This window comes from Glycocaulis alkaliphilus, assembly GCF_004000605.1.
Lineage (GTDB): Bacteria > Pseudomonadota > Alphaproteobacteria > Caulobacterales > Maricaulaceae > Glycocaulis > Glycocaulis alkaliphilus.
Genome location: NZ_CP018911.1, coordinates 2,559,681 through 2,576,520, shown reverse-complemented (window position 1 = coordinate 2,576,520; position 16,840 = coordinate 2,559,681). Strand labels below are relative to the sequence as shown.

At 61.4% G+C, this 16,840-nt stretch carries 16 protein-coding genes; 9 read left to right on the top strand and 7 right to left on the bottom strand.

Annotated elements, in window-relative coordinates; translation table 11 throughout:
- Positions 1–5 precede the first annotated feature (5 nt).
- Both X907_RS12290 and X907_RS12285 read left to right on the top strand, forming a co-directional pair.
- The gene (locus tag X907_RS12290) at positions 6–527 is read left to right on the top strand and encodes a hypothetical protein (RefSeq protein WP_127568429.1); all 522 of its coding nucleotides are present in this window, start codon (positions 6–8) and stop codon (positions 525–527) included.
- Entirely contained in the window at positions 490–1,707 is a 1,218-nt protein-coding gene (locus X907_RS12285) for a DGQHR domain-containing protein (protein WP_127568427.1), read from the top strand. Before X907_RS12290 ends, X907_RS12285 begins: the two co-directional genes overlap by 38 nt.
- 3 nt (positions 1,708–1,710) lie before the next feature.
- On the opposite strand, the gene uvrB is transcribed toward X907_RS12285, so the two are convergent.
- Positions 1,711–3,918: an excinuclease ABC subunit UvrB gene (uvrB, locus tag X907_RS12280; RefSeq protein ID WP_127568425.1), complete on the bottom strand. Its 2,208-nt coding sequence runs from the start codon at positions 3,916–3,918 to the stop codon at positions 1,711–1,713.
- 80 nt (positions 3,919–3,998) lie between these two features.
- Here uvrB and X907_RS12275 point away from each other — a divergent pair, with 80 nt between their 5' ends.
- The 3 genes from X907_RS12275 to X907_RS14625 all read left to right on the top strand — a co-directional run bounded on the left by X907_RS12275 (position 3,999) and on the right by X907_RS14625 (position 7,888).
- On the top strand, positions 3,999–4,568 hold the full coding sequence (locus X907_RS12275; RefSeq protein ID WP_257791242.1) for a response regulator: 570 nt from the start codon (positions 3,999–4,001) through the stop codon (positions 4,566–4,568).
- A gap of 177 nt (positions 4,569–4,745) precedes the next feature.
- The gene (locus tag X907_RS14630) at positions 4,746–6,509 is read left to right on the top strand and encodes an N-6 DNA methylase (RefSeq protein ID WP_233352358.1); all 1,764 of its coding nucleotides are present in this window, start codon (positions 4,746–4,748) and stop codon (positions 6,507–6,509) included.
- The gene (locus X907_RS14625; RefSeq protein WP_233352356.1) at positions 6,491–7,888 is read left to right on the top strand and encodes a type ISP restriction/modification enzyme; all 1,398 of its coding nucleotides are present in this window, start codon (positions 6,491–6,493) and stop codon (positions 7,886–7,888) included. The genes X907_RS14630 and X907_RS14625 overlap by 19 nt, the downstream gene beginning before the upstream one ends.
- A gap of 182 nt (positions 7,889–8,070) precedes the next feature.
- Here X907_RS14625 and X907_RS12265 read toward each other — a convergent pair whose 3' ends face one another.
- The 3 genes from X907_RS12265 to X907_RS12260 form a co-directional block, all read right to left on the bottom strand.
- A complete protein-coding gene (locus tag X907_RS12265; protein WP_127568421.1) occupies positions 8,071–8,442 on the bottom strand; it encodes a hypothetical protein in 372 nt (123 codons plus the stop codon).
- 68 nt (positions 8,443–8,510) lie between these two features.
- Positions 8,511–8,639, bottom strand: a complete 129-nt coding sequence (locus tag X907_RS14680; protein WP_257791241.1) for a hypothetical protein — start codon at positions 8,637–8,639, stop codon at positions 8,511–8,513.
- Positions 8,640–8,859: 220 nt separating this feature from the next.
- Positions 8,860–9,435, bottom strand: coding sequence for a lipocalin family protein (locus tag X907_RS12260; protein ID WP_127568419.1), 576 nt, complete (start codon positions 9,433–9,435; stop codon positions 8,860–8,862).
- Positions 9,436–9,645: 210 nt separating this feature from the next.
- Between X907_RS12260 and X907_RS12255 the strand changes: the two genes are divergently transcribed.
- Positions 9,646–10,188, top strand: coding sequence for a hypothetical protein (locus X907_RS12255; protein WP_127568417.1), 543 nt, complete (start codon positions 9,646–9,648; stop codon positions 10,186–10,188).
- 124 nt (positions 10,189–10,312) lie between these two features.
- Here X907_RS12255 and X907_RS12250 read toward each other — a convergent pair whose 3' ends face one another.
- From X907_RS12250 to X907_RS12240, 3 genes are read right to left on the bottom strand one after another with little or no spacing between them, the layout of a single operon-like run.
- The gene (locus X907_RS12250) at positions 10,313–11,740 is read right to left on the bottom strand and encodes a sensor histidine kinase (RefSeq protein ID WP_127568415.1); all 1,428 of its coding nucleotides are present in this window, start codon (positions 11,738–11,740) and stop codon (positions 10,313–10,315) included.
- Positions 11,741–11,766: 26 nt separating this feature from the next.
- A complete protein-coding gene (locus tag X907_RS12245; protein ID WP_127568413.1) occupies positions 11,767–13,188 on the bottom strand; it encodes a dihydrolipoyl dehydrogenase family protein in 1,422 nt (473 codons plus the stop codon).
- Complete coding sequence (locus X907_RS12240; RefSeq protein ID WP_127568411.1) at positions 13,185–13,940, bottom strand: TVP38/TMEM64 family protein; 756 nt, start codon at positions 13,938–13,940, stop codon at positions 13,185–13,187. Before X907_RS12240 ends, X907_RS12245 begins: the two co-directional genes overlap by 4 nt.
- Positions 13,941–14,169: 229 nt before the next feature.
- On the opposite strand from X907_RS12240, the gene rpmH reads away from it, so the two are divergent.
- Genes rpmH through yidC form a run of 3 tightly spaced genes read left to right on the top strand, consistent with a single transcriptional unit; the run spans position 14,170 to position 16,814 of the window.
- Entirely contained in the window at positions 14,170–14,304 is a 135-nt protein-coding gene (rpmH, locus tag X907_RS12235; RefSeq protein WP_127568409.1) for a 50S ribosomal protein L34, read from the top strand.
- Positions 14,305–14,323: 19 nt separating this feature from the next.
- Entirely contained in the window at positions 14,324–14,713 is a 390-nt protein-coding gene (rnpA, locus tag X907_RS12230) for a ribonuclease P protein component (RefSeq protein ID WP_373870241.1), read from the top strand.
- Positions 14,706–16,814 carry a membrane protein insertase YidC gene (gene yidC / locus X907_RS12225; RefSeq protein WP_127568405.1) on the top strand — a complete coding sequence of 703 codons (2,109 nt, stop codon included), beginning with the start codon at positions 14,706–14,708 and terminating at the stop codon, positions 16,812–16,814. The genes rnpA and yidC overlap by 8 nt, the downstream gene beginning before the upstream one ends.
- The last annotated feature ends 26 nt before the right edge of the window (positions 16,815–16,840 follow it).

Sequence of the window (16,840 nt, the reverse complement as noted above, 5' to 3'; positions counted from 1 at the left end):
ATGCAGTGTTTGATAGTTTTTCAATTGAACATGCCTCTAGGTCTGGCAAAAAAGATGCACGACGTGAAGTTATCATTCTGGCCGTTTTTTCGTTGGTTCCGCTGATCTTAGGTTATATGGCATCTCTTATTCTAGAGAGTTGGCGATATTTAATTATAGAAGTATTTCTATCTGGAGATTTGTATTTTTATGCAACTTCAGTTTCTGCATCTGTTTTTATTACAATACAGCTGAAATCTCATAATAATCTCACTTGGGTGCGGGCATGGTCGCTTGTGTTCGTTCTGACATGCATAGCTATGCTAGCCATGTATATAGCACAAAAGCCATTTATTGCTTTGATACCGAATTTGGAGACGTCATTTACTATTTTACATAGCGTAGTTAGTGTTTTGCTATTTATCGGTGCCTTTTTTATATATTATAGAGTTAAAGTTCTTTCAGAGCAGCCACCTCCGAGTCCCGATCAAGTTAATCGCGATCAGGTGAATGCCGAAGCTGCGGTCGTGGGTGTTGGTTATGATTAATGAGAGTCCGCGATCCGTTTCGTTCGATGTGATGAAGGTCAGTCAGCCAATTGGCGACTTTTTCATCGGAAAAATGAGCGCGAAAGAGCTGATTGATATTTCTTGGTTCGACGTTCGAAAGAAAATTGGGAATGACGATCTCGACGAATACTTAGGTATTCAGCGAACGGTGAACACCAAGCGCGTGGAAGAAATTGCACGATATGTACGACTTCCGGACGCTACGTTTCCGACGGCAGTAGTGCTTGCTGTAGAAGGAAGAACGGTTGCTCTCGACGAGATTTGCAAGTCGGACTCCCCTGGGTCGTTCTACAAGATGACGTTAACGAACGTTCCAGGAGATCATCTGGATGCGAACACAGTTCTTTTTCGCGGGATTGCCCGAGTTTTGGATGGCCAGCACCGCATTCGGGGGCTTCAGGAGTCCGATATAAACAAAGAGGAATTTGACGTTAACGTTTGTATTTTTGTTGATGCCGACATTGCAGATCAGGCTGGAATATTTGCGACCGTTAATTTGGCTCAGACCAAAGTAAACAAAAGCCTTGTTTACGACCTGCTTTCTTATAGCAAAAGCAGAAGTCCGGAGAAAAGTTGTCATACAGTAACAGTGCTGCTTGATTCTACGGAGAAAAGTCCGTTCTATAAACGTATAAAGAGGCTTGGAGTTGCTACCGATGGGCGTTTTGGTGAAGTTTTAACTCAAGCTACTGTTGTACAAGCTCTCCTTCCCTTATTAACGAAGGATATTATTCGAGATAGGGAAATTGGCAAAACGACGGGACACTGGAGCGCGGCGGGACCATATGACCCTGATTTGTTGATTTTCAGACGGTGGTTTTTTGAAGAAAAGGATGGTTTGATCGCTGATCAGATCATGCATTATTTCGAGGCTGTACGTAGACATTGGCAGCGGCAATGGGATGATCCACAACCGGGAGAAATTCTTGTGCGAAGCAATGGTTTTCGCGCCTTAATGTCTTTGATGAGACCTATGTACAATGCTTTGAAGTCGCATGAAGGCGACTTCGTGAAAATGTCTTCTTTCTATGAAATCATTAAAAACATAGATATTGATGGAGATGCGATAAACTCGCGAAACTACCTCCCCGGGACAGGTGGCGAACGGTCCCTATTTAAAGATTTTTTGCGGGCTTCTGGATTGGCGGATTACGATTAAGCCCTACGCCCCCAGTGCCTTGATCTCGTCCCTTAGCCGTGCCGCTTCCTCGAATTCGAGATTGGCAGCCGCCTCGCGCATGCGTTTTTCAAGGTCGGCGATGGTGGCTTTGAGATTATTGGGTTCAAAGCGGGCCTGATCCTCGGCGGTACCCCGGCGCTCCTGGCCGCGCTGGCGGGCGCGGGCGCCGCGGCCGGCCGCGGTTTTTTCCATCACACCTTCGAGCACATCGGAAATGCCGCGCACGATGGTGGTCGGCGTGATGCCGTGCGCCTCGTTATGGGCGATCTGCTTGGCGCGGCGGCGCGCGGTCTCGTCCATGGCGCGGGCCATCGAGCCGGTAATGCTGTCTGCATAGAGGATGACCTTGGCATCGGCGTTACGCGCCGCGCGGCCAATGGTCTGGACGAGGCTCGTCTCGGAGCGCAAAAAGCCTTCCTTGTCGGCGTCGAGAATGCCCACGAGGCCGCATTCGGGGATATCGAGCCCCTCGCGCAACAGATTGATGCCGACCAGCACGTCATAGACGCCAAGGCGTAAGTCCCGGATCAGCTCGATGCGCTCCACCGTATCGACGTCGGAATGCATGTAGCGCACTTTCAGGCCCTGCTCGTGCATGTATTCGGTGAGGTCTTCGGCCATGCGCTTGGTGAGCGTGGTGATGAGGGTGCGATACCCGGCAGCGGCCGTGGCGCGCGCCTCCTCGATAATGTCATCGACCTGGCTGAAGCCCTCTTTGGCGACCGGGCGCACCTCCACCGGCGGATCGATAAGCCCGGTGGGGCGGATCACCTGCTCGGTGAAGACGCCGCCGGTCCTGTCCAGCTCCCAGCTGCCGGGCGTCGCCGAGACGTGGATGGTCTGCGGGCGCATCGCCTCCCATTCCTCGAATTTGAGGGGGCGGTTATCCATGCAGGAGGGCAGGCGGAAGCCGTGCTCGGCGAGCGTGCGCTTGCGCGAGAAGTCGCCCTTGTACATGGCGCCGAGCTGCGGGATCGTCACATGGCTCTCATCGGTGAAGACGAGGGCGTTTTCGGGAATGTATTCAAAGAGGGTTGGCGGCGGCTCGCCGGGCTTGCGGCCCGTCAGATAACGCGAATAGTTCTCGATGCCGTTGCAGCTGCCGGTGGCTTCGAGCATCTCGATATCGAACTGCACGCGCTGGGCGAGGCGCTGGGCTTCCAAGAGCTTGTTATTGGCCTCCATCCATTCCAGCCGCTCGGCCAGCTCCGCCTTGATATGTTGAATAGCCTGATTGAGCGTCGGGCGCGGGGTGACATAGTGGGAGTTGGCGTAGACGCGCACTGTCTCCAGCGCCGCCACCGCCTTGCCGGTGAGGGTGTCGAACTCGGAAATGCTCTCGATCTCGTCGCCAAAGAAGCTGATCCGCCAGGCGCGCGCGTCATAGTGGGCGGGGAAGATCTCCAGCACATCGCCGCGCACCCGGAAGGTGCCGCGCGTGAAGGCGGCGTCGTTGCGGGTGTATTGCAGGGCGGTCAGCTGGCGCATGATCTCGCGCGGATCGCTCACATCGCCCACTTTGAGGTCGAACACCATGGCGGTGTAGGTCTCCACCGAGCCGATGCCGTAAATGCAGGAGACCGACGCCACGATGATCACGTCATCGCGCTCCAGGATTGCCCGCGTCGCGGCGTGGCGCATCCGGTCGATGGCCTCGTTTATCGAGGATTCCTTCTCGATATAGGTGTCGGTGCGCGGCACATAGGCTTCCGGCTGGTAGTAGTCATAATAGGAGACGAAATACTCCACCGCATTGTGGGGGAAGAAGCTCTTGAACTCCCCGTAAAGCTGCGCGGCGAGCGTCTTGTTCGGCGCCAGGATCAAAGCCGGGCGCTGCGTCGCCTCGATGACCTTGGCCATGGTGAAGGTCTTGCCCGACCCCGTCACGCCCAGCAGCACCTGATCGCGCTCATGCTGGCTCAAGCCCTCCACCAGCTCGGCGATGGCCGCGGGCTGGTCGCCGGAGGGCTCGAAATCGCTGACCATCTGGAAGGTGCGCCCGCCCTCGGACTTGTCGGGCCGGTCCGGGCGGTGCGGCGTCCAGTTGGCAGGCAAAGACAGCGCATCGTGGATGCCGGCGGGGACTACATCGCGCACAAACCCGGCCTGGCCCAAATCGGACACGCCGCCTGGGCTTATGGCCTCTTCGGGCGGGGCATAGGCGGTATCGTCGCGGGTCAGCTTGGCCATGAGAACATATATGCAACACGGCCGCCCTGAAAGCGAGAGCGCCGCTGCACCGGGCCCGCAAGTTTTGGTTAACGCGGGCCATGCACAATGATGGCATTAGTCGCGAATCCATCGGGCGAGGCATGTCAGGCAGCTTTGAACGCGTGCGGGTCCTTATCGTTGAGGACAACGCGCATATGTCCACCATATTGCGCAAGGTGCTGCAGGGTTTTGGCGTGCGCACCGTGGTGGAGGTGCGTGACGCGGCCGATGCGTTTGAATCCATGCGCACGTCCAACCCCGATGTGGCGCTGGTCGATTATGCGCTGGGCGATGTGGACGGGCTGGAGTTCACCCGGCTGGTGCGCACCGCCTCTGACAGCCCCAACAAATACCTGCCCATCATCATGGTCACCGGCCATACCGACCGCACCCGCATCATGGAAGCCATCAATGCGGGCGTGAACGAGTATCTGGCCAAGCCCGTGCGCCCGGTCGATCTGTATAACCGCATGGTGGCGCTGATCGAGCGGCCGCGCCGCTTCATCAAGTCGGGCAACTATTTCGGCCCGGACCGCCGCCGCCGCACTGATCCGCGCTATCCCGGGCCGTTCCGCCGCGCGACGGACAAGGAAAACATGAGCCCCGAAGACGAGGTCGATTTCGGGTAGGGGGTGTTATTCCCTTTAAATCCCGGCCAAGCGAAGCGCAGAGCCGGGACCTCCCTCAGAACCGGCCCGAGGCCCCGGATAGCCCTCCGGGCTTCCGGGGTTTAAATGATCCTTCCTGATTGCCCCTCCCGCCCCAACACGGCTAGCGTGTGGCAACAGGGGAGACGCGCGCGGGCCATGAGTGTGATTGCCGGATATTTCGAGAAGATCGCCGCCACCTTCAAAGGCGGGCAGGCGACCGAGCACAGCTATCGCCCGGCGCTTTATGAGCTGTTCAGCGCGCTGGATGAGCGGATCAGCGTCACCAATGAGCCAAAGCGCGTCGCCATCGGCGCGCCGGACTTCATCTTCATGCGCGGCGATGTGCCGGTGGGCCATTGCGAGGCGAAGGATGTCGGCGTCGAGCTAAAGGCCCTCAAGGGTTACAGCGTCGAGCAGAAGCAGCGCTATCTGAAGGGCTTCCCCAACCTTCTCTACACGAACGGGCTCGATTTCGAGTTCTACCGCGAGGCTGAGCTGATCCGCTCCATCTCCATTGGCGATGTGCTGATGGGATTGCAGCCAAAGCCGGAAGCCTTCGCGGAGCTGGAAGCCCAGCTGAAGGATTTCGTGGCGCAGACGCCGCGCACCATCACCTCCTCAAAACGCCTTGCCGAGCTGATGGCGGCGAAAGCCGTACTGATCAAGGATGTGATGGGCCGGGCGCTGGTCGCCGATCTGGAGCGCAATGGCGATACAGACCTGACGGCGCAATACCGCGCCTTTCAGGAACATCTGATCCACGACATCACGGCGGCTGACTTTGCCGACATCTATGCCGAGACGATTGCCTATGGCCTCTTCGCTGCGCGTCTGCATGACCAGACGCTCGATACGTTCAGCCGTCAGGAAGCGCTGGAGCTCTTACCGAAATCCAATCCCTTCCTGCGCCGCCTGTTCGGCTATATCGCGGGGCCGGATCTCGATGACCGCATGGCGTGGATCATCGATGACCTGACCAAGATTTTCCTCGCCTGCAATCTCAATGAAATCATGGCCGATTTCGGCAGGCTGACCGGCCAGAATGACCCCTTCCTGCATTTCTACGAAACCTTCCTGGCCGCCTATAACCCGGCCAAGAGGAAGGCGCGCGGCGTATGGTACACGCCAGAGCCCGTCGTCAATTTCATCGTGCGTGCGGTCGATGAGGTATTGAAGAGCGAGTTCGGTCTGGCGGACGGCCTTGCCGACACCTCGAAGATCAGGATCGATTTCGATACCGGCCAGACCGACAAGAAGGGCAAGGCGATAACCGAGAAGCGCGATGTACACCGCGTCCAGATTCTCGATCCCGCCACCGGCACCGGCACGTTCCTGGCCGAAGTGATCAAGCAGATCGGCAACCGGGTGAAGGCGTCCGCCCCCGGCCACTGGTCTTCCTATGTGGAAACCGAACTGATCCCGCGCATTCACGGGTTCGAGCTTCTCATGGCCAGCTACGCCATGTGCCACATGAAGCTGGACATGATCCTGACCGAGATGGGTTACACGCCCTCCGGCGAGCCGCCGCGCCTCTCTGTCTATCTCACCAACTCGCTGGAAGAGGGTGAGCGGGTGGAGCAGGTCTTGTTCGCCCGCTGGCTGGCCGAAGAGGCGCGCGAGGCCAGCAAGATCAAGCGCGACATGCCCATCATGTGCGTGATCGGCAACCCGCCCTATTCGGGCGAAAGCGCCAATAAAGGCGATTGGATCATGGGCCTGATGGAGGCTTACAAGAAAGAGCCGGGCGGCAAGGAGAAGCTGAAAGAGCGCAATCCGAAATGGATCAATGATGACTATGTGAAATTCATCCGCTTCGGCGAGCACATGATTGAAAAGAATGGCGAAGGCATTCTCGGCTTCATCACCAATCACGGCTATCTGGATAACCCACCTTCCGGGGTATGCGCTGGCACCTTCTGAACACGTTCGACGCCATCTACGTGCTGGATTTGCACGGCAATGCCAAGAAGAAGGAAGTCTCGCCCGACGGCTCGCCCGACAAGAACGTGTTCGATATCCAGCAGGGCGTGGCGATCATCATTGCGGTGAAGAAAAAGGCCGCAGCGGGCAAGGACAAGCCGCTCGCAAAAGTCCTCCACGGTGATCTGTGGGGCACGCGCAGCGGCAAGTATGACTCGCTGCGCGAGGCGGGGGTGAAGGCGACGCATTTCGAGCCGCTTTCCCTTCAGGCCCCGCAATATGTGATGACGCGGCGCGATTACGCGCTGGAAGAAGCCTATCTGGAAGGCTTTGGCGTGCAGGAATTGATGCCGGTCAATTCGGTGGGCATCGTCACCGCGCGCGATGCGCTGACCATCGATATGGACAAAGGCGAACTCTGGCGGCGGGTGCAGGATTTTGCCGCCCTGCCGGTGGAAGAGGCGCGCACCAAATACCAGCTCGGCAAGGACGTGCAGGACTGGCAGGTCGGCTGGGCGCAGGGCGATGTGAAGCAGAATTTCTCCGAAGATCGCGTCGTGCCGATTGCCTACCGCCCCTTCGATACGCGCTGGACCTATTACACCGGCACATCGCGCGGCTTCATCTGCCGTCCGCGTGATGAGGTGATGCGGCACGCATTTAAGCAAAATCTTGGGCTCAGCTTCACGCGAACCATCGAAGGCGGTCGTGATTTTGCTGACGTGTTGGTGTTCGACCAGCCCATTACGCACCACTCCCTGAGCATCAAGGAAGTGAATGTCTTCAACCCCCTCTATCTCTACCCGGAGGAAGGCTCCCTCGATCAGACGCGCCGGGTGAATTTCGATCCGAAAATCTGGCGCAAGCTGCGCGAACTGGCCAGGGACGACGCGCATGGCGAGCCGGACGAGATCGCCATTTTCGATTACATCTATGGCGTGCTGCACAGCCCGGATTACCGCGAGACTTTTGCCGAGTTCCTGAAGATCGATTTTCCGCGCATCCCGTATCCGGCTTCGCCCGATATCTTCTGGCATGTAAGTGAGAAGGGCGGAGAGCTTCGCCGCCTGCACCTGATGGAGCCTGCCGCCATCGGCGAGACGCCCTATCCCTTCATGGGCGAGGGCGACGGCGTGGTGGACAAGCCCAGCTTCGATGCGGGCTCTGTCTGGATCAACAAGGCCCAGCGCTTTGAGGGCGTGCCGGAGATTGCGTGGAACTTTTATATCGGCGGCTACCAGCCCGCGCAGAAATGGCTGAAAGACCGCAAGGGCCGCGCGCTGTCCTTTGCTGACATCCAGCACTATCAGCGCATCATCAAGGTGCTCTTTGAAACCCACCGGATCATGGGTGAGATCGAATTGCCGATTGAGGGGTGATCCCTCTCTCTCTGGCGTTTTCCCGGCGAACGCCGGGATCCAGTCTCTTTTTCCTGATGCTCAGCCCATCCGGGCTTCGCTCCTCGCATAGGCTCGGGCGCGCGGTCGCGCTTTTCGGCGCCATGCGCCGTTTCTGGGCACCGGCTTGTCCTGGTGAAACGCGAGGGTGGCCGCCCCAGGCCTCACCCGGTCTGCACCATGCCTTCATTGCAGGCGCGCTCGATGGCGAGCGCATCGGTGCGGGAAAGGAGGGCTGGTTTGTGAATGGTAGCGCGCGCCATGTTGGGCGGTTGCAGCGTGCTGGCATGGCAGGTGAGGATCTGTGTCAGCTCGGCGCGCGTGACCTCGTAGATTTCGCCGCGCCGGGTGCGCCCCTGCGCATCGATCGGGCGGATGGTGGCGAACAGCCAGCGCTCGGCCTGGAAGGAAGCGCCCTCCATCAGCTCGGTTTCGGTCTCGACGCGATACAGGCCGGGGTCAAGTGCCCGGCGGCTGGAATCGAGCCGGAAGGCACTGTCGATCAGCAGGTTGTAATGCTGAAAGCGGATGGTCATGGCATGTACTCCCCCGAAGGATCAAAAAGAACAGATGCGGGGTTACCCCCGCATCCGTCTGCCCGGCGCTATTTGCGCTGCGAGTCGGCTTTCGCCGGATTCTGCGCGGGCTTGTTGCCGGGCTGGTTGCCCGGATTCTGCCCGGCGGGCTTGTCTTTGGAATGGTCTTTTTGAGTAGTTTTCTGATTATCAGTCATGATGAAATTCCTTATAGATGAAGCGCAATGGCCATTTGCCATGTATTGCTATTGCTTCATTGAGATAGTAGCATGAATTTAGAGCTTAAAGTGCTTCCTTTGCACTGATCCATGTTAGCGTTTTTGCTTCTGTTTGAAAAACAGGCATGACCCGGCACCTGGGTGGCGCCGTATTTGTGATGTCCTGAGCGGTCTGGTGGAAGGCGTGTGCCTAGTGTGCCTAGCGTGCCTGGCCGGCGTCCGGCGCGGCCCCGGCGCTCTCCCACTGCTCCACCCGGATCAGCCTGGAGGTGTCAAAGCCTTGCGCCTCCAGCCAGTCCAGGCGCCTGGCGAGGGTGTCCTCGTCCATTTGCGGAGTCCGTGAGAGGATCCACAAGTAGCGCCCGCCCGGCTCTGACACGATGGCCCAGCTATAATCCTCGGCCAGATCAATGATCCAGTAATCGCCCCAGAACGGGCCGAAGAAGGAGACTTCCAGCTGCGCGTTCGTTGCCTCGTCGGCGATGCGGGCGCGGCCATTGGCGGTTTCCGCCACGCCGTCCAGCCCGCCCTGGTAGCAGGTATTGGTGACATCGATGAGGCCGTCATCGCGCAGGGCATAGTCGGCCGTCACGCCTGCGCAGCCACGCTCGAAGCGATGGTCATAGCGGGCAATCTCGAACCAGCGGCCGAGATAGCGCTCGATCTCCACATTCTCCACCGTCTGCAAGGGCGGGGCATCGCTCTCGCGCCCCGATGGCGGCTGGCAGGCGGCGAGTGCAAGGGCGGCAAAAGCGAGCAAGGCTGGACGGATCATGGGGCAAACTCCGGTGTCATTCCGACAGAACATAGTGCGCCAGTAACGCGCGGACAGGCGGTCAGGCTCCACCATCCGGGTGCGAAAGATCGCGTTAACCTGATTTAAACACCCGCCAGAGAATATAAGTTCACTAAACGCATTCAGTTACTCAAGTAAGTGAATAGCTAGTGCGTGAGTTGAGTCCACTTCCGGGCGGGGGTTTTCAAAATGCTGTCATCGTCACGCGCCGAATTTGCGCTTCGTGATCCGTCGGCTCTGTCGGCGCTGCTTTCCTATGACTGGCGTGCGCGCCAGATACTCACCGATGCCGAGCTGCTCGGTGAGGGGCGGTATGAACCGGCGGTGGAAGGCGATGCGGACAGTCTCCTGCGTCCGCTGCAGAGGCTGGGCTTTGTAAAGCCGCTGCACGGCGTGCGCCCGCATGGCGGGCGGATGCGGCTGTGGAGCCTTGGCGATGTGCTGAAAATCCAGATCGCCGCCGATCTGCGCCAGGTCAGCGATATGAGCGTGAATGCGTGCGTGCGCCATCTGCGTGCGGATGAGGGCGCGGCGGTCGCGGCGGCGCTGTCGCAATGGCAAAGTCATGCCGGCGCGCCGGGTGATCACTGCGCGGCCCTGCGCCTGCGGTTTGAAGGGCTGCCCACCTTACCCGAAGGCGAGACGCTGGCGGAGTTCGCGCACTGCTCGGTCGCGCGCTTTGTCCATCGCAACCGGTTTGACACCGTGGAGCGCCCGGCCTTCCTGGCCTGAGAGATCGCCTGAAATCCCGGCCTGCGCAGCAGAGCCGGGACCTGGCAGGATGAAGCGGAGAGAGGCCCCGGGCCTCGCTTCACTCGCCCGGGGTTTCATCACGGGTAGTTGAGAGACTAGGGCGTCAGTCCGCACCCTTCAGGCTGACCACAAACACCGTCCCCTCCGGCCCGGTCGATTGCAGGGTGATGGCGCCGGCCATAAGTCCTGCAAGCTCGCGCGCGATGGAGAGGCCGAGCCCCGTGCTGCCCTCGCCGCCGCCGGACGAGAAGGGCTCGAACAGGCGAGCCTGCACGCGGCCAGGAATGCCCGGCCCGGTATCGGCGAGCGTGATGTGGACCTCATCGCCGCTGGCATGGGCGCTGGCCGTCAGACGGGCGCCGTCCTGATCCTTCATCGCGGTGGCCGCATTGCGGATGAGATTGCCGAACAGGCGGTGCAGCATGTCGCGGTCAGCCATCACGGTAATGTCCGGCGCAATGGCATTCTCCCAGATCACGCCATCACTGCGGGCGAGCAGCTCACCGGCGATCTCCTCGACAAGGGGGGCAAGGATGACGGGTTGCAGTTCGGGGTGCGCCTCGCCGCTGCGTCCATATTCCAGAACATCGGAGCACAGGCGGATGCCGCGCCCGATGGCCCGCACCAGGCGCTGGCCCATGGCGGCGGTGCGCGCATCCTCGCTCATGGCCAGCCGGTCAGAAACCAGCTGGGCGGAGGCAAACACGTTCCGCAGATCGTGATTGATGCGCGCGACGGCGAGGCCGAGGCTTGCCAGCCGCTCACGCTGGCGGATGGCGGCCAGAATATCGGCCTGCATGGCGGCCAGCGCGCGTTCCGCCTCGCCTATCTCGTCATGGCGCTTGCCGGGCGAGAGCACGCGGCGCGCATCGGACGGGTTTTCCTGAAACCGCGTCATGGATAGGGATAGCCGCCGCATCGGCCCGACAAACAGGACCAGCAGCGCCAGATATATCAGTGCGCCGGTGGCCAGCGAAGCAAACAGCGCAAACCAGAACAGGCGCGCGGAAAACCCGATCAATGCCTCGCGCAAGGGCGCTTCGGGCAGGATGACCAGAATGCGCTCATCGGGCCGGGTCTGGGGAATGGCGGTCAGCACGATCAGCCGGTCAGCCGGGCCGGTGAAAGTGGTGATGACGGCAGCCATCTCGCGCAAGGGCCGCCGCCGGGTCTGGTCCTCGTCCAGCAGGGGCGCATTGCCCGTATCTGCTCCCAGCACCAGCTCGGTCGCGCCGCCTGCTATGCGCGCCACCGCGATGGCGTCGGCCCCGTCCAGCAGTTCGCGCACGGCCTCTTCGGAGAGATTGTCTTCGGCCAACTCGGCGGCAATGGCGGCCAGATGGGCGGCATTGGCCCGCTCGCCCAGCCAGCTATTGCGGAAATTGGCCGCCGACGGGAAGAAGATCAGCACCGAAGCGGTCAGCACAAAGGCGATGGTCAGCGCCAGCAGGCGTCCGCCCAGCGAGCCGGTGCCGGAGCGCAGGATCCGCCCGGTGCGCGCCAGTCCTTCCCTGATTGCCCCTCTGGCCAAGCTGCCCCCATGATTGCGAACGCAAATCAGTGCAGCGCGGACAATAACCCGGCCCACGCTTTCGCGAAGGGTCCAAATACCACAGGCTCGAAATGTTTGCCCGCTGCCCGTTTTATAGCCTCGCCGCGCGTCGGATAGGCAAGGACGGGGCCGGTGAGGTCGCGTACCGTACCGCCCTTGGCCATGGTGATGGCGGCCAGCGCGGCGATGTCATCGCTGCGTGCGCCTGCCACATGCACGCCCAGCAGCTTGCCGCCCTTGCCAAGCACCAGCTTCACCCCGCCTGCGGTATCGCCCTCGGCAATCGCGCGGTCATTATCGTGGAACGGCCAGGAGGTGACGGATACCTTGCCGCCGTATTGTTCGCGTGCTTTCGCTTCAGTCAGGCCGATCTGGGCAAGGCCCGGGCTGGTATAGACGCAGGCCGGTATCGGGTTGGAGGATTGTCTGGTTGGCACGCCGAAATAGAGGTTTCTCAGGATGACCGACCCATGCCAGCCAGCCAGATGGGTCAGCGCCCCCTTGCCCGCGATGTCGCCTGCCGCATAAACGCGCCTGTTGGCGGTACGAAGGCGGTCATCGCAGACAATCCCGCGCGCATCGGCCTCAATGCCCGCCGCCTCCAGCCCCAGAGTATCGGTGACGGGTTCGCGCCCTGCGGCCACCAGCACATGGCTGGCATTAATGGTCTCGCCGCCTGCCAGATGCGCGGTGATGGCGCCCGCCTCGCCGGAAAAGCGTTCAACGCCGGTGCCTTCGATCAGGCGCACACCATCGGCGGCCAGCGCCTCACGCAAGACCGCCACATGGTCCGGCTCGAACGCGCCAAGGGCGGTGCCGGCCTCCACGAGGGTCACGTCTGAGCCAAGACGGGCAAAGGCCTGTCCCAGCTCGCAGCCAATCGGTCCCGCGCCCAGAATGAACAGATGGCGGGGCAGGGCATCGAGCTGCCAGATCGTCTCATTGGTGAGGTAGGGCAGGGTATCGAGACCCGGTATCGAGGGGATGCGCGCGCGGGTGCCCGACGCGATGACGAAGCGTTTCGCCTTTACGGTGACACTGTCGCTTTCCACCGTGTCAGGAGCGGTAAAGTGCGCCCATTCGCGGATCACGCGCACACCCAGCCCCTCAAAACGGTCCTGGCTGTCATTGGGCTCGATATCGGCGATGGCCTTGCGGACATGGTCCATCACGGCGGCAAAGTCGATTTTTGGCTCGCCCGCGTTGACGCCCAGCTTCGCCGCCGCGCGCACGGTGTGGGCCGCGTGGGCGGCGGAGAGGATCGCTTTGGACGGCACGCAGCCGAAATTGAGGCAATCGCCGCCCATCTCGCGCGCTTCAAACAGCACCACCTTGCGGTTCAACATGGCGGCGCCCGCAGATGTGACAAGGCCTGCTGCGCCCGCGCCGATAATGCATAGATCGGCCCTGATGGTGTCCCGGCTCATGCCTCGCCCCCATTGGAAGCTGGCGGCTTCTTGCCGGTCAGGCGCTTGTAGATGAAGGGCAGGAAGCCAACGAGCGCGAATACACAGATGGCCGCGATGAGTTCGGGGGTCAGAAGATCGAGAAGGCTCGGCACGCCGCCTGCGGCCCGGCCAATGGTGGAGCCGACCGTGGCATAGACATAGGCCAGCGGCATGACGCCGATAAACGTGCCGAGCACATAGGCGCGAAGCGGCACGTTCAGCAATGCGGTCGCGATATTGATGCCGAAAAAGGGCAGGACCGGAATCAGGCGCAATATCAGCACATAGCTGAAGGCATCGGAGGAAAACCCGTCCTGCAGGCGTTTCACCCAGTTGCCGAACTTCGCCCGCGCCCAGTCGGCAAAGGCATAGCGCACGGCGATGAAGATGATCGTTGCCCCGATGGTGGAGCCGGTAACGGCAACGCCGGTGCCGACAATCGGCCCGAACACAAAGCCCGCCCCGATGGTGAACCAGATCGCGCCCGGCACCGAGATCGAGACCGCCAGCGCATAAATCAGTGTGTAGATCAGCACCGCCAGGATCAGGTTCGCCGCGACATAAGCCTCCAGCGCGGCCTGGTTTGCCTGCAATGTCTCAAGATTGAGATCCCGCCACACCCCGCTTGCCAGCACCGCGATCAACGCCGCCGCCAGAATGAGCACCGGCAATAGCCGCAGCCAGAGCGGTTTCGCCTTTGCAGGCGCATCAGGGGGCGTGGGAGCGGTCATGGGATGTCCTTGGGCGGGTGGGGGGTGCTATCAGCTTGCCAATATAGGCTTGCGCAGCTGAAAGTCGCCTTGCGAATTGAGCTGCCCGAATTACCCGCCCCCGCTTGACACCTGCCCCCCGCGCCGGTAGTTACCGCGGCTCGATTTTCGCCGGGCTTTGCCCCGTCCCTCGCGCGTAGAGCGCGGACGTGATGAGACCGGCGCGTTTGCCTTTTCAGGAGCCAGTGCCGTGAAACGTACCTTCCAGCCGTCCAAAATCGTCCGCGCCCGGCGTCACGGTTTCCGCGCCCGTATGGCCACCAAGGCTGGCCGTCAGATTGTCGCCCGCCGCCGTGCGCGTGGCCGCAAGCGCCTGTCGGCCTAATCGCCACACTTTGAAAGCGCTGCAATATCCAAATCGCGCCGCGCGCATCCGCGTACGGCGCGATTTTTTGCGTGCGCGTGATGGCCGCTCTGCCGCCCGTCCCGGCCTTGTCGTGCAGATGGTGGCGCGTGATCCGGCAGAGGGCCCCGCCAGGGCTGGCTTTACCGCCTCGAAGAAGGTGGGCAATGCCGTCCAGCGCAACCGGGCGCGGCGCCGCCTGAAAGAGGCCGCGCGCCAAATTCTCCCCCTCCATGGCCTCTCCGGCACCGACTATGTGTTCATCGCGCGTGCCGGAACGGCTGCGCGTGAATGGGAGGCTTTGCTTGACGATATGAAAAGCGCATTGCTAAGCCTCGCCGCGCCGTCCCGGCACCGACAAAGCGTGAAGGACAAACCCGGTCATGGGTGACACCCGCAATATTCTCCTCGTGGTGGCGATCGTTCTGGCGATCTTCATTCCCTACCAGCTCTTCATCGTCGAACCGATGATGGCCGAGCAGCGTGCCGCGCAGGAAGCGGCGGTGGAAGCTGAAGAAGGCGAGGCGGCCACCGACACGCCCAGCGCGTTTGGCGGCGAAGAGGCGCCTGCGGCGCTTGGCGGGTTCACCAGCCGGGAGGATGCGCTTGGCCGCTCCGAGCGCATTACGATCCGCACGCCCGCGCTGGAAGGTTCCATCGCGCTGACCGGCGCGCGCTTCGATGATCTGCGCCTTTTGCGCTATGATGTGGCTGTCGGGTCGGATGAGCCGGTGACGCTGCTCTCTCCGCAAGGCACGCGCGGCGGGCATTATGCGGTCGATGGCTGGACGGGCGCTGCCGGTGCGCCGCCGGGCCTGCCCGGTCCCTCGACGCCCTGGCAGGCTGTAGGCAATACCACGCTGACGCCAGCCAGCCCGGTCACGCTGGAGCATGTGGCGGGCGATCTTACCTTCCGCCGGGTGATCACGGTGGATGAGGACTATCTGTTCACCGTCACCGATACGGTGACCAATAATGGCGCAGACGCAGTATCGCTGTCGCGCTTTGGTGTGGTGCGCCAGGAAGGCATCCCCGAGGACATCACCAATTTCTTCATCCTGCACGAAGGCCCGATCGGCGTTGCCGGCGGGTCGCTCATGGACCGCAAATATAACCGGATCGAGCGCGACGGCTCCATGGAGCGCACCGGCGCGGGCGGCTGGATGGGGATTACCTCCAAATACTGGCTGACGGCAGTGGCGCCCAGCGATGATGGCGAGATCCGCGCGCGCTTCGAGGCGCGCCAGTCGGGTGGCCGCACCATCTTTGAATCGAGCTATGTGCGCACCGCCGACACGATCGCGCCGGGCAGCTCGGTCACCAGCGTGTCGCATGTCTATGCGGGGTCCAAATCGGTGCCGATCCTGCAGCGCTATCAGGACGAGCAGGGCATTCCGCGCCTCGACATGGCGGTGGACTGGGGCAATTTCTGGTTCTTCACCCGGCCCTTCTTCTGGCTCCTGAACACGTTCTACCAGTGGACGGGCAATTTCGGCGTGGCGATCCTGCTACTGACCGTGCTCATCAAGATCCCGCTCTTCCCGCTCAATAACCGCGCCTTTGCCTCCATGGCCAAGATGCGCGCGGTCGGTCCGAAAATGACCGAGATCCGCGAGCGCTTTGCCGCTGACAAGCAGCGCCAGAGCCAGGAGATGATGGAGCTCTACAAGCGCGAGAAGATCAATCCGCTCGCCGGGTGTCTGCCCATCCTGCCGCAAATCCCCATCTTCTTTGCGCTCTACAAGACGGTGTTCATCTCGCTGGAGGCGCGTCATGCGCCCTTCTTCGGCTGGATCCAGGACCTGTCGGCGCCCGATCCCACCTCCTTGTGGAATCTGTTCGGCCTTCTGCCCTATTCGGTCGATGGCTGGTGGCTGCTGGGCGATTACCAGCTGGGCGTCTGGCCAATCCTGATGGGCCTGACCATGTGGGCGCAGCAATCGCTCAACCCCCCGCCGCCCGATCCCATGCAGCGGCGCATCTTCGCCTTCCTGCCGATCGTGTTCACCTTCATCCTGTCGCCGTTCGCGGCTGCGCTGGTGATCTACTGGACGTGGAACAACTTCCTGACGATCCTGCAGCAATACGTCATCATGCGCCGCCACGGCACCTATACCGAGGTGGACAAGATCGCGGCGCGGCTGCATTCGCGCGTCACAGGAAAGCCGGTGCCGGAATTTGCCCTGCCGGGCGCCGCGCCGGGCCTGACGCCAGCGGCGGCCAAGCCTGCCAATGACGTCAAACCGGCCAAGGGCACGGCGAAGGACGCAAAAGCGTCACCGCCCCCCGTCGATGTGACCGAGCAGGTGGAGAGCAGCGTTCCCGAGGCCGATGCGCCCGCGCCGAAACCCGCCACGCCGGGGCGGCGTACTGCGTCCAACCCGGCAGCGAAAAAGCCCAAGGGCGCGCGTAAAGCCCCGGCGAAGAAGCCGGCGGCCAAACGCCCTGGTACCCGGCGCACCCCGCCGGCCAAGCCGGAGGGAGAGGACTGAGCGCGCCCGACGAGCTTAGCGAGGAA